The 13,120-nt window shown below is 54.8% G+C and carries 13 protein-coding genes; 4 read left to right on the top strand and 9 right to left on the bottom strand.

What is annotated here, in order from left to right; all coding sequences use genetic code 11:
- Nucleotides 1–21: 21 nt before the first annotated feature.
- A complete protein-coding gene (locus tag JAO79_RS08855) occupies nt 22–1,896 on the top strand; it encodes a propionyl-CoA synthetase (RefSeq protein WP_199006896.1) in 1,875 nt (624 codons plus the stop codon).
- 310 nt (nt 1,897–2,206) lie between these two features.
- On the top strand, nt 2,207–2,416 hold the full coding sequence (locus JAO79_RS08850; RefSeq protein ID WP_199006895.1) for a cold-shock protein: 210 nt from the start codon (nt 2,207–2,209) through the stop codon (nt 2,414–2,416).
- A gap of 103 nt (nt 2,417–2,519) precedes the next feature.
- On the opposite strand, the gene leuA is transcribed toward JAO79_RS08850, so the two are convergent.
- On the bottom strand, nt 2,520–4,214 hold the full coding sequence (gene leuA, locus JAO79_RS08845; protein WP_199006894.1) for a 2-isopropylmalate synthase: 1,695 nt from the start codon (nt 4,212–4,214) through the stop codon (nt 2,520–2,522).
- 137 nt (nt 4,215–4,351) lie between these two features.
- Here leuA and JAO79_RS08840 point away from each other — a divergent pair, with 137 nt between their 5' ends.
- Nucleotides 4,352–4,849, top strand: a complete 498-nt coding sequence (locus JAO79_RS08840) for an Lrp/AsnC family transcriptional regulator (RefSeq protein ID WP_199006893.1) — start codon at nt 4,352–4,354, stop codon at nt 4,847–4,849.
- Here JAO79_RS08840 and JAO79_RS08835 read toward each other — a convergent pair.
- Nucleotides 4,837–5,460: a TetR/AcrR family transcriptional regulator gene (locus tag JAO79_RS08835; protein ID WP_199006892.1), complete on the bottom strand. Its 624-nt coding sequence runs from the start codon at nt 5,458–5,460 to the stop codon at nt 4,837–4,839. The genes JAO79_RS08840 and JAO79_RS08835 overlap by 13 nt on opposite strands.
- 125 nt (nt 5,461–5,585) lie before the next feature.
- On the opposite strand from JAO79_RS08835, the gene JAO79_RS08830 reads away from it, so the two are divergent.
- Nucleotides 5,586–7,319 carry a proline--tRNA ligase gene (locus tag JAO79_RS08830; RefSeq protein WP_199006891.1) on the top strand — a complete coding sequence of 578 codons (1,734 nt, stop codon included), beginning with the start codon at nt 5,586–5,588 and terminating at the stop codon, nt 7,317–7,319.
- A gap of 54 nt (nt 7,320–7,373) precedes the next feature.
- Here JAO79_RS08830 and murB read toward each other — a convergent pair whose 3' ends face one another.
- Genes murB through JAO79_RS08795 form a run of 7 tightly spaced genes read right to left on the bottom strand, consistent with a single transcriptional unit; the run spans nt 7,374 to nt 13,115 of the window.
- Nucleotides 7,374–8,405: a UDP-N-acetylmuramate dehydrogenase gene (murB, locus tag JAO79_RS08825; RefSeq protein ID WP_199006890.1), complete on the bottom strand. Its 1,032-nt coding sequence runs from the start codon at nt 8,403–8,405 to the stop codon at nt 7,374–7,376.
- Nucleotides 8,402–8,881, bottom strand: a complete 480-nt coding sequence (locus JAO79_RS08820; RefSeq protein WP_199006889.1) for a low molecular weight protein-tyrosine-phosphatase — start codon at nt 8,879–8,881, stop codon at nt 8,402–8,404. The genes murB and JAO79_RS08820 overlap by 4 nt, the downstream gene beginning before the upstream one ends.
- Complete coding sequence (gene kdsB, locus JAO79_RS08815) at nt 8,874–9,659, bottom strand: 3-deoxy-manno-octulosonate cytidylyltransferase (protein ID WP_199006888.1); 786 nt, start codon at nt 9,657–9,659, stop codon at nt 8,874–8,876. The genes JAO79_RS08820 and kdsB overlap by 8 nt, the downstream gene beginning before the upstream one ends.
- 25 nt (nt 9,660–9,684) lie before the next feature.
- A complete protein-coding gene (locus tag JAO79_RS08810; protein ID WP_199006887.1) occupies nt 9,685–9,873 on the bottom strand; it encodes a Trm112 family protein in 189 nt (62 codons plus the stop codon).
- Complete coding sequence (gene lpxK / locus JAO79_RS08805) at nt 9,866–10,924, bottom strand: tetraacyldisaccharide 4'-kinase (RefSeq protein WP_199006886.1); 1,059 nt, start codon at nt 10,922–10,924, stop codon at nt 9,866–9,868. Before lpxK ends, JAO79_RS08810 begins: the two co-directional genes overlap by 8 nt.
- Nucleotides 10,921–12,693 carry a lipid A export permease/ATP-binding protein MsbA gene (gene msbA, locus JAO79_RS08800; protein WP_199006885.1) on the bottom strand — a complete coding sequence of 591 codons (1,773 nt, stop codon included), beginning with the start codon at nt 12,691–12,693 and terminating at the stop codon, nt 10,921–10,923. The genes lpxK and msbA overlap by 4 nt, the downstream gene beginning before the upstream one ends.
- A complete protein-coding gene (locus JAO79_RS08795; protein ID WP_199006884.1) occupies nt 12,690–13,115 on the bottom strand; it encodes an ExbD/TolR family protein in 426 nt (141 codons plus the stop codon). Before JAO79_RS08795 ends, msbA begins: the two co-directional genes overlap by 4 nt.
- Nucleotides 13,116–13,120 lie beyond the last annotated feature (5 nt).

Here is a 13,120-nt window from a genome sequence, read left to right as displayed (position 1 = left end):
CGCTCAACTAAGGTGGAGCTTATGAGCTACAACTCCGCATTTCGCCATTCCATCGATCAACGTGACGACTTCTGGCGCGAACAAGCCCGCCACATCGATTGGACCTCGGCACCCAACACCATCTGGCGGCCGCTCGAAAACGGTCACGGCGAATGGTTTCCAGACGGAACACTGAACACCAGCGATGTTGCGCTGGATGCCAACATTCGCGCTGGCCGTGGCGACCAGGCCGCCCTTATTTACGATTCGCCGGTCACCAACACCCAGAAAACCTACACATACAACGAGCTGCGCGACGAGGTCGCAATTTTCGCAGGCGCATTGAAAGCGCAAGGCATACAAAAAGGCGACCGGGTCATTATCTATATGCCGATGATCCCCCAAGCCGCCATTGCCATGCTGGCCTGCGCACGTCTTGGCGCTATCCACTCGGTGGTATTTGGCGGGTTTGCGGCTCATGAACTGGCTGTGCGAATTGATGATGCCACTCCAAAAGCTGTCATCACCGCCTCTTGCGGTATCGAAATCAGCACCGTAATTGAATACAAGCCGCTAGTAGATAAAGCCATCGAGCAATCGAGCCATAAGCCCGAGATCTGCGTGGTGTTCCAACGCTCTCAAGCAAAAGCCAGCATGGAAGCCAGCCGGGACCGGGACTGGTACGATCTATGCGCAAGCGCCACGCCCGCTGACCCCGTGCCAGTGAACGCCACCGATCCGCTCTACATCCTCTACACCTCGGGGACCACGGGCAAACCCAAGGGCGTAGTTCGGGATAACGGCGGCCATGCTGTTGCACTCAAGTACAGCATGGGCCTGGTCTACGATGCGAACCCCGGGGATGTGTATTGGGCAGCCTCCGACGTTGGCTGGGTTGTTGGGCACAGCTACATTGTTTACGGTCCGCTGTTCGCCGGCTGCACCACGGTGCTTTACGAAGGCAAACCCATTAAAACGCCCGATGCGGGGGCCTTCTGGCGAGTCATCCAGGACCACAAGGTAGACATACTGTTTACCGCCCCCACGGCCTTTCGCGCGGTTCGAAAGGAAGACCCCGAAGCCACACAGCTCAGCAAATACGACACCTCGTCACTGAAGCGGATTTATCTGGCCGGCGAACGCTTGGACCCGCCTACCTACGAATGGCTGAAAGAGAACACCAACCTTCCAATTCTGGATCATTGGTGGCAAACCGAAACCGGATGGGCAATCTGCTGCAACCCGGCCGGAATCGAAATGATGGCCACCAAACCCGGCTCTTCAACCGTACCGTCACCGGGCTACGATGTGCGCGTGGTCAACGTGGATGGCTCTGTCGTTCCCGATGGTGAGCAAGGCCAGATCGCCGTAAAACTTCCGCTGCCCCCCGGCTGCCTGATGACCGTTTGGGGCGACGACGAACGCTTCCTGAACAGTTATCTCCGCCCGATTCCGGGCTACTACAGTTCAGGCGATGGCGGCTACATTGACGAAGATGGTTACGTTTTCATCATGGGTCGAACCGACGATGTCATTAACGTGGCAGGCCATCGCCTCTCAACCGGTGAAATGGAAGAAGTGGTCGCCTCTCATCCGGCAATCGCTGAGTGTTGCGTTGTTGGCGCCCACGACGACCTCAAAGGCCAGTTACCCATTGGCTTGGTGCTCATTAAAGACGGCGCGACCATCGACCCGGATGAGCTCGAAGAAGAGCTTGTAGAGATGGTGCGAGAAAAAATTGGCGCGATAGCCTGTTTCCGGCGCGCGATCGTGGTTGAGCGTCTGCCCAAAACGCGATCAGGCAAAATTCTGAGGAGAGTCATTCGTCAGATTGCCGATCAGGAAGAATACAGCGTACCAAGTACGATAGATGATCCGGCCATTCTGGAAGAAATCAGCGAAGCACTCAGGCACTGACCTGCCAAACGCACCTTCGCAGAAACGATTCGAGACTACCTCCATTGCGGAGGTGGTCTTGTGCTTCCCAAGAAGTCACAATCAATTGTTTTTTATGACAAAAAAACTTTCGAATGCGACAAATAAAAAATTGACGGACGGTAAAGTCGGTCTATACTGAAATTGCTGTGTAATTCTGCAGCGGTATTTGGCGAATGTGCACCAACGTCCTGCCCCGGCTTTTCGTTGCCCCTTTCATCAGTACGCCCCGAATTATTCAGCATGCATGGTCCCGTGAGGGCAAACCTTTTAGTAAGTACAGGAAAGATCAATGTCTGATACAAAAACTGGCCAGGTCAAATGGTTCAACGAAGCAAAAGGCTTTGGCTTTATTGAGCAGGAAGGCGGCAGTGACGTTTTCGTTCACTACAGCGCAATCAACTCAGGTGGCTTCCGCACTCTGACCGAAGGTCAGCAGGTGCAGTTCACCGTTACTCAGGGCCCGAAAGGCCCGCAGGCAGAGAACGTAACGCCGCTGTAATCGGCTTATGTTGATTGCCTGATGCCCCTCACGGGCAGACGGAACAAAACAGCCGGCAATATCGCCGGCTGTTTTGGTTTTGGTTCAAACTTACAGACAAGCCTCAAGCCGAAACCGACTCCTCGCTGACTATTACTTCCGGCATTTCTGCGCCAACTTCCTGAGCCACCGCTGAGAACAATGCCTGCAAGGTCGCCGAAGTTGTATCTTCAGCCAGTGCGGCCGCACTACAAAGCCTGCCGTTGGCATTCAAACGAATACACGCCAAAGCATTCGCTTTCGTCCCCTCACCCAACGCAAACTCATCGTAGGCCTCAACCGCGATGGATACGCCGAATCGACGAGCCAGCGCATCCGAAACTGCTTCGACAGCGCCCAGACCTCGACCTTCCAAGGCAACAGACGATTCACCTGCGCCAACGACCACATCGGCTCGAACGCCTTCATCGTCACGATGCAGGTTGTAAGTGCGCAACGCCCAGTCTTTCGCTACCTTCAGGTACCGCTCTTCGAAGAGGCGATGAATGGTGTTTGAGTCAATCTCGCCACCGTTGGTCTCGGCTTCCGACTGGACCACCTTGCTGAACTCAATCTGCAACCATCTAGGCAAGCTGATATCGTAATCCCGCTCCAACACGTAGGCCACGCCACCTTTACCCGACTGGCTATTAATCCGTACCACCTCTTCATAGCGCCGGCCCAGATCCGAGGGATCAATTGGCAAGTAGGCAACGTTCCACACATCCCCGTCTTTGCGGCGTGCCAGACATTTTCGGATCGCGTCCTGATGGCTGCCCGAAAATGCGGTGAAAACCAATTCTCCGGCGTAGGGATGACGCGGATGAGTCGAGATCTCGGTGCAGGCTTCCACCACCTCGGTTATCTCGGCCATGCCCGACAAATCCAATTTTGGATCAACACCTTGCGAGTACAAGTTCATGGCCATGGTGACCAGATCCATATTGCCCGTACGTTCGCCATTACCCATCAGGGTGCCTTCAACCCGGTCCGCACCAGCCATTACGGCCAACTCGGCTGCCGCCACGCCGCAGCCGCGATCGTTGTGGGTGTGAACGCTGATGCTCACCGAATCCCGGCGTTGAATGTTTTCGCAAATCCACTCTATCTGATCGGCGAATACGTTCGGTGTTGACATTTCAACGGTCGCCGGCAGATTGATGATCACCGGCTGCCCCTGATCCGGGCGCCAAACACCTGTTACCGCATCAATCACGTCCTTGGCAAAATCCAGCTCCGTGCCGGTAAAGCTCTCAGGAGAATACTGAAAGGTCCATTCGGTATCGGGATAACGGCTGGCAAAATCTCTCACCAGCGCTGCGCCATTTCGGGCAATATCGCAGATTCCCTCACGATTCAGCCCAAACACTTGTTCACGCTGCACCGTCGAGGTGGAATTATAGACATGAACAATCGCTTTCTTTGCGCCATCCAAGGCCTCATACGTACGCTCAATCAACTCAGCGCGAGCCTGGGTCAGTACCTGGATGGTGACATCGTCCGGAATCCGGTTCTCTTCAATCAGTTTTCGACAAAAATCAAAATCCGGCTGACTGGCGGCTGGAAAGCCTATTTCAATTTCTTTGAAACCCAGCTTGACCAGCAAATCAAACAAACGCTGCTTTTGGGCAACGGACATCGGCTTGATCAATGACTGGTTACCATCCCGCAGATCCACCGCACACCAGGTTGGCGCCTTTTCAATAATCTGGTCCGGCCAACGGCGATCTTTCTTGGCAACGGGTTTGAAGGGTGCGTATTTTCGATGATCAAAAGCCATGTCTGACAATTCCTTTCACTGATCGAAGAGATAACGCCAGTGTAACCAATTTAATGCGCTATCCGATTGCGAATTTTAGCTGGAAACATAAAATGCATGGCATAATATTGCCAATCATACAAAAATGGTGACATCTTGTGCCTAGCAACGACAAAACGTTAGTTAAATTAGACAAAACTGACCGGAAGATTCTCGAGCAATTGCAGAAAGATGGGTCACTAACCAATCAGCAGCTCGCCGAAAAGGTCGGTTTGTCGCCCTCTCCGTGCCTGCGCCGGGTTCGGTCACTGGAGGATTCGGGCATCATTGTCAGAACCGCCACCATTCTTGACCATAAGAAACTGGGATTGGCCCTGACCGCCGTCATACTGATCGGAATGGACCGGCACACCCCGGAGCGGTTCGCAGATTTCGAGGAACAGATCGCCAACTACCCAGAAGTACAGGAATGCTATCTGATAACCGGGCAGAGCGCAGATTACATGTTAAAAGTTGTGGTACCTGATATGGACCACTATCACCAGTTCCTGCTCAACCGCATTACCCGTATACCCGGAGTCAGCGGGGTGCATTCAAGCTTTGTATTACGACGAGTTATCGACAGTACCGCCCTACCCCTGGGTTACTTGTCCTGACGAATTAGCTCCATCAGATAGGCTCGAGCCATGCATTTAAGCTCGTTTGCCAGCAAAGCCCCCTGAGACTCCGGCAAAGTAGCGGCCAACCGAAGAATGGAGCCGGCAGAACGCGGCAGTAACAAGCTCGCCGTCCAACGGCGCTCTTCCGGGATGCCGGGGAACTCCTGTTTCAGCCGCGCATCAAAATCCCGGGCATTGCTGTAGAGTTCCCGCAAATCCAGCTCGCGAAGTTCCGGCATTGATTCGACACCGCTCCAGATCGCCGAGTAAGCCGGTTCAGTCCGATAAAACTCGTAAAACAAGTCGATCAGCACGTCCACGGCTTCCGACAACCCGACTTGCTCCAAGCGCTCGCGCAACGCGTTTTCCATTTTTTCAACATGGCCTTCAGCGAGCGCGTGAACGATGGCGGCTTTGTTCGGAAAATAGCGATAGAGCGAGGCGAGCGACATCCCGGATTGCCGGGCAATGGCTGACATACTGGTGCCATCCACGCCGTTCTCGTGAAAGATCGCGGCCGCGTGGCGGAGAATACTGTCTACACGCTCTCGGCTGCGCGCCTGCACCGGCTTCCGGCGTGGTGCTACATTTATAGATTCGTCTGTCATCATCTGTACCTTATGGGGCAGGCTCCGTACAATAACGCTCACTTTAAGACAATGAAAGGCAGTTTCGGGCCAGTCCCCCCTGCCAATTAGTCCAATCCCCACTTTTCAATAAAGCGGAAGACACGATGCGAGCTAGCCGTTATCTGATTGCCACCCAAAAAGAGACCCCTGCAGACGCGGAAATCATCAGCCACCAGCTGATGTTGCGTGCAGGCATGATCCGTAAACTGGCCGCCGGCCTCTACTCCTGGCTTCCATTGGGCCTGCGGACCTTGCGCAAAGTAGAACGGATTGTACGCGAAGAAATGGACAAAAGTGGAGCTCAGGAAGTTCTGATGCCCGCCGTTCAGCCGGCTGAGCTTTGGCAGGAGTCTGGTCGCTGGGAGCAATACGGCGGCGAATTGCTGCGCCTGCACGACCGCCACGGTCGCGATTTCTGCGTGGGCCCGACTCATGAAGAGGTGATCACGGATCTGGTTCGTAACGAATTGAAGAGTTATAAAGAACTGCCCGCCAACTTCTACCAGATTCAAACCAAATTCCGTGATGAGCGCCGGCCACGGTTTGGTGTGATGCGTGCCCGCGAATTCATCATGAAGGACGCATACTCCTTCCACATTAACGCGGCATCACTGGACGACACCTACCAGCTTATGCACCGCACCTACTGCAACATTTTTGATCGCCTGGGCCTGGATTACCGCCCGGTGCAAGCAGATTCCGGCTCCATCGGTGGTAGTAGCTCTCACGAATTCCACGTGTTGGCCTCTTCCGGCGAAGACGCCATTGTGTTCAGCACAGGCAGTGATTACGCGGCGAACATTGAAAAAGCCGAAGCCGTTGCTCCGGCCGGCGATCGCCCTGCGGCTTCCGAAAACATGCAAGAAGTGCACACCCCGGATCAGAAAACGATTGATGCAGTCTCCGAGTTCTTGGGCTTGCCCGCCGAGCGCAGCGTGAAAACTCTGATTGTGAAAGCCGAAGCCGACGAAAACGGTGAATCCGGCTTGGTTGCGCTAATTTTGCGCGGCGATCACACGCTGAACGAAATCAAAGCTGAAAACCTGCGCGGTGTGGCAGAACCGCTAACCATGGCCACCGACGAAGAAATTGAGAAAGCCATTGGCTGCAAAGCCGGCTCTATTGGCCCGGTTAATCTGCCCATTCCGACCATTGTCGATCGCAGCGCAGCCCACCTGGCTGACTTCGTGTGCGGTGCCAATAAGGACGATTACCATCTGACCGGCGTGAACTGGGAGCGTGATGTTGCCGTGGGCCGTGTCGAAGATATCCGCAACGTTGTCGAAGGCGACCCAAGCCCGGACGGCAACGGCACTCTGGAGATTCGCCGCGGCATTGAAGTTGGACACATATTCAAATTAGGCAACAAGTACAGCTCGGCCCTGAACGCCACGGTGCTGGATGAAAACGGAAAGTCGGTGATCATGGAAATGGGCTGCTACGGCATTGGTGTGTCGCGCATCGTTGCCTCATCCATCGAACAAAACCATGACGACAAAGGCATCATCTGGCCCGACGCCATTGCCCCGTTCCAGGTTGCCATTGTGCTGCTGAATGGCCACAAGGCACCAGCGGTTGCCGAAGCGGGTGAAAAGCTCTACAACGAGCTTCTGGAAGCGGGCTACGATGTGCTTCTGGACGACCGAAACATGCGCCCTGGCGTGAAGTTCGCAGATATGGAATTAATGGGCATTCCGCACCGGTTTGTTATTTCGGAGCGCGGCCTGAACGCTGGCACACTGGAATACAAAGGCCGTCGTGATGAAGACAAACAGGATATTGCGGTAGAAGATGCACTGCCTGTGCTGATGAAAGCTTCGTCTGAAGCGGGGCTGTAAGATGCGAACATTCCGGGTAGCCGTAAGTCGCTGCCCGGAATGTTTCAATTCTGTTTAACGTGCTCCGACGATCCCCGGCTCGACCTCCAGTTCGACCCCGAACTTCTCCCGCACCGATTGCCGCACATCCTCTGCCAATGCCAGCACATCCTCACCTGTGCCCTTGGAATGATTGATCAGCACCAAAGCCTGCCGATTATGTATTCCCACCCGTGCGTTGCGAAAACCTTTCCAGCCCGCCTGATCTATTAACCAAGCCGCCGCCAGCTTGACACCGTCGGTCAGCGGATAATGCACCACATCCGGAAAACGCTGTTGCAAACCTTCGAACTGCCCTTGATCAACCACCGGATTCTTAAAAAAACTTCCGGCGTTCGGCAAGGTATCAGGATCCGGCAACTTTCGTCGCCGTACCGCCATAACCGCTTCAGCGACTTCCAGCGGGCTGAGCTTCGCCCCATCGACATCGCTCAGATAGTCCTGGAGATCCCTATACCCCAACTTGAGAGGTGCACTACGAGACAACCTCAGGCGTATTTCCAGGATGACATATCGCCCTGGATTGCGTTTGAAAAAACTGTCTCGATAAGCAAACTGGCAATCTTCCGGGCTCAACGTGACCACTTGCCGTGATTCACAATCCAAAGCGGTTACGCTCGCCAGCGTATCGCACAACTCCACGCCGTAGGCACCGATGTTCTGAACCGGTGCGGCTCCCGCCGTTCCCGGTATCAAAGCCAGATTTTCTATACCCCGATAACCCGAACGCGCTGCGTAAAGCACGGCATCGTGCCAGTTTTCACCAGCAGCGAGCGCCAGCACGGCGGTATCGCCATCGACCTTTTCCCAGCGCCTCCCGCGCAGGGCTATGTGCAGGACAAGACCCTCAACGTCGCCTGCAAATACCAGATTGCTTCCACCGCCCAAAACCAGGGTTTCGAGCTTCTGGTCAGCCGCAATCTCTAACGCCTGCACGAGCTGGTCGGCACTTTCGATAGTCGCAAACTGTTTTGCGTTAACCGCGATCGCCATTGTATTCAGATCTTTCAAGCCGACCTGTTTGCGAATCTGCAGCCCGTAGCTCAAGCCAGCCGCCTCCGAATATCTTCCAACAATCCTTCGCCAGCCTCTTGAATCAAATCGAGAACCTGCTCGAAACCCTGCTCACCGCCATAGTAAGGATCGGGCACTTCCAGTTCATCGGACCGTCCAAACTCAAGCAGCAACTGTGGTTCGGTGCCGCCATTCTGGCGCCAGATATCTCGCACGTCGGCGAGATTCGAGCGGTCCATTACCAACACATAATCGAAGGTATCAAGGTCATCTGGCTTGATTTGCCTTGCCTGCAGCCCCGAAAGATCAATGCCTCTACGCGCTGCTGCCTCAATGGATCGGGAGTCGGGCGCCTTGCCGGTATGCCAATCTGCTGTGCCGCAGGAATCGATAAACACTTTCTCGGCCATGCCTTGGCCGGACACAAGCTGCCGAAACACACCCTCGGCACTGGGCGAACGACAAATGTTCCCCAAACAAACAAAAAGAACCCGAACGGATTCAGACATTGCGCCCTCCGGCTTCCATCAACTTTCTGATTCTTTGCAAATCTTCTTCCGTGTCCACACCAGGCGCCGGGGGACGCTCAGCGACATCCACATGAATACTGGCACCGTTATAAAGCGCTCGCAGTTGCTCCAAAGCTTCCACTTGCTCGGTTGGCGCTGGCGCCCAGCTGACAAAATCGCTCAATACACTGGCCCGGTAACCGTAGATACCAATGTGACGGAAGTACCCTATTCCCTCAGGCAAATCGATTTCTGCACCGTTGGCATTTTGAGGCCATACATCACGAGCCCAGGGAATCGGTGCCCGGCTGAAATAATGGGCGATACCACGGGCGTCAAACACCACTTTAACGACGTTCGGGTTAAACACCTGCGGAGCATCGTGTATACGTTCGCACAGTGTCGCTATCTCAACATCCGGATACAGCTCCAGATTGTCAGCGACCTGATTGATCAAATCAGGCGGCAAAAGTGGCTCGTCACCCTGAACATTGACCACACGATGGTCGGGTCCGAGTTCCAGCTTGCGGGCCACCTCTTCCAGCCGGTCGGTACCACTGGCGTGATTTGGAGAGGTCATCACCACCTCGGCTCCAAATGCCTGACAAGCTTCTTCGATACGTGAGTCGTCAGTTGCGATCACGACACGCCCTGCCCGGCTGTCTTGAGCGCGCTCATGCACATGCTGAATCATCGGCTTGTCAGCAATCATAGCCAGGGGCTTGCCCGGCAGACGGCTAGAGGCATAGCGCGCGGGAATCACCACAGTAAAAGACATACAGACAGTCCTGCTAACGGTTAACTCAGTGCTTTTCCAGACGCTCGTCTGTACTCAATGTGCGTGCTTCAACAGCGATCATCACCGGAATGCCTTCGCGAATCGGAAACGCCATGGCGTCCTGGTAGCACACCAGCTCTGTGCGAGCCTCGTTGAGTTTCAGTTCACCCTTACATACCGGGCAAGCCAGCATAGACAGAAGTTTCTTATCCATGGTTTGTTCTCTCAGTCGTTTGAGTCTGCAACTGCTCAGCACATTCATTGAGCCGTTCCAGAAAGCGTTGTTCAAAAGGTTCGGACAGGCAGGCATCCACGGTCAATACCCAGGCATTATCGGGCGCAAATCCACGACATTTCACCGCGTCTTTGGCGGTCATCACCAGCCATTCTCCGGCGCCTGATGCCAGGTCCTCGGGGCGAAACCGGTGATGATCCGGAAACGCCTGTTCCTGCACATGAGCGCCCAAATGCCTCAACGTGTCGAAAAAACGCCCCGGATTGCCGATACCGGCAACCCCTCGCACCGGTTTTCCGTTCAGATCTTCCGGTGCACGGACTTCTCCTGAATTCAGATTTACCAAAGACGCAGGCCGTAAGGTCATGGCGTGGATATTGGCGTGCTCTGCACCGGCAAATTCGTCGATACACTCGCCGGCTGCCGGAAATTCGCCCCCATTCAAGACCACGAAATCGACAGAGCTGAGTCGGTCAACGGGTTCCCGTAAGGGGCCGACAGGCAGGATGGCTCCGTTTCCGATTCCTCGCTGCGCATCAAACACAGCCAGTTCAATATCTCGGGGTAAACGGTAGTGCTGAAGGCCATCATCGCAAATCAATACGTTACCGAGATCTTGCTCTAAAGCCCAACGCGCACCGCGAAGGCGCTGAGGGTCTACTACCACAGGACAACCGGTTGCGAGTGACAGCATAAGAGGCTCGTCGCCGCATACGCCGGCCGGCGTACCCTCTTTCACCAGTAACGGGTAACGTTCACTTTTACCGCCGTAACCGCGGCTCAAGATGACCGGGCGCCAGCCCTGCTGACGCATACATTCGACCAGCCGAGCCGTTAGCGGCGACTTACCGGTTCCACCGACGGTTATGTTACCCACCACAACCACGGGCACCGGCAAGCTCTCATCACGCGCCTGCCAAGCCTTTCGGCGTTTCGATTCAGATATGGTGCGATAAAGCCATGCAAGCGGCGCCAAAATACTCAAGGGCCGCGACTGGCTATACCACAACCGGTCTATCACATTGCTCATGAATGCTCACTGAACTGCACCTGGTGCAGCTGCGCGTATGCACCACCTGCCGCCAGCAGTTCGTCGTGGGTCCCGGATTCGACAATGCGGCCGTTATCCATCACCAGAATGCGATCGGCCTTTTCGATCGTTGAAAGCCGGTGCGCAATCACCAACGTAGTGCGCCCTTGCATAACGGTTTCAAGTGCCTGCTGAATATGACGTTCTGATTCCGTATCCAAAGCAGACGTGGCTTCATCCAAAATCAGAATGGGGGCATTCTTAAGCAGAGCCCGGGCAATGGCCAAACGCTGCCTCTGACCGCCAGACAGCATCACGCCATTATCACCAATCACGGTATCCAGGCCTTCGGGCATGCGGTCAATAAACTCAAGTGCATGAGCCTTTGCTGCCGCCTCGCGGATTTCTTCCCGACTGCAATCCCGCAGCGAGCCATAAGCGATGTTTGCGGCAATGGTGTCGTTAAACAGCACCACATTCTGGGTTACCAGAGCAATCTGGGACCGAAGCGCTGTGAGCGAGAAATCCATCAAGGAATGACCATCAACCCGGATATCTCCGCCGGTGAAGTCGTAAAACCTCGGCAGCAGGCTCACCAAGGTGGATTTACCACTTCCTGAGCGCCCTACCAACGCCACACTCTGGCCGGCCGGAAGATCAATCGAAATTCCGTCCAGAACGTTATCGAGCTGGTCACGGTAGCGAAACGACACCTGATCGAACTCGATACGCCCTTCGACGCGGGCTGGCGCATGGGTGCCGCCATCTTTCTCGGGCTGCTCATCCATGGTTTCAAACACATCGTAGGCGGCCGCCACACCCTTCTGAATCTTGGAATGGATAGACGTAACCTGCCGTATCGGCTTCGCCATAGTGGTCGCCGCTGTAATAAAGGCGATCAGCTGACCGGTGGTCATTTCTCCGCGGATTTCAGGGGCGAGCATGGTCCAAACCAATGCTGCGATCGCGATAGCGACTAACACCTGTATCACAGGTACGCTGATGGCTTGTGTAGACGCCATTTTCAGGCTTTGTTTCAGGTTGCGCGCACTTACCTGACGAAAACGATCACGCTCGTAGTCGGCGCCGCCGAAGGTGCGAACCACTCGATAGCCCGAAATCGATTCCGTCGCGACATGGGTAATGTCCCCCATTGAACCCTGAATTCGCTTACTGATCTTGCGAAAACGCTTACTGGCGTAACTGACAACAAAACCGATCACCGGCCCGACGGTCAGGAACACAAGCGTGAGTTTCCAGTTGGTATAGATCATGAAACCCAGCAAACCGACGATGGTCAATCCTTCACGGAGCGTAATGGTGATTGCGTTGGTCGCCGCTTCCGCCACCTGCTCAACGTTGAAGGTCAATTTGGAAACCAGCCGGCCCGCCGCATTCTCGTCAAAATAGCGCGACGGCAGCGTCATCATCCGGTCAAACACATCGTTCCGCAGAGCGTTGATTACATTGCGCCCCACGTAGCTGATGAAGTACTGGCTGAAAAAGGTACCCAGCCCTCGCAGGGCAAACACACCGACGATCAATCCGGTCAGGAGTATCCGGTTTTGCGAGGTTGGATTTTCGATCGCTGTGATCACGTACTCCATGGCGGCAGCCATGCCAGTGGAGGCGGCAGCGTAGAGCACGTTTCCCAAAACAGCTAACGAAAACGCCAGCCAGAAGGGTTTTACGTAGGTCAACAGACGCTTGTACGTGGTCCAGCTGCCAGCTGGAGGCGTTTTAAGGGGCTCGGGGATGGAGCTGCTCACTGGGATTCAGCCTCCCGCTCGGTGGTGATGCTTAATTTCGCAAAGCCCAAACGGCCTGCAACATCCATTGCACGAACAACAAACTCATGCGGCGTGCGAGCGTCTGCAGTAATGATATACGGCAAGCTGTTATCCCCTTCGGCCAACTCGCTGACACCTCTTTCCAGAGTCTCTCGCCGATTATTCACCAGCGTTCTATCATTCAGAATGTATTGGCCCTCAGCATTGATGACCACATCAATCTGACGGACTTCAGCCGGCTCTGCCGGGTCACCACTGGCTTCCGGCAACTCCACCTCAAGATGACTTTCTCGGGTAAAGGTTGTGGAAACCATAAAGAAAATCAGCAGCAGGAACACCACATCGATCAATGGCGTCAGGTCTACCCCGACTTCCTGGCTTCTCTGGCGCTTGAACTTCACGGTGT

Origin of the sequence: Marinobacter litoralis, from assembly GCF_016427555.1 — a bacterium.
Lineage (GTDB): Bacteria > Pseudomonadota > Gammaproteobacteria > Pseudomonadales > Oleiphilaceae > Marinobacter > Marinobacter litoralis_A.
The sequence above is the reverse complement of the archived record's forward strand: the minus strand, read 5'-3'. Positions and strand labels throughout refer to the sequence as shown.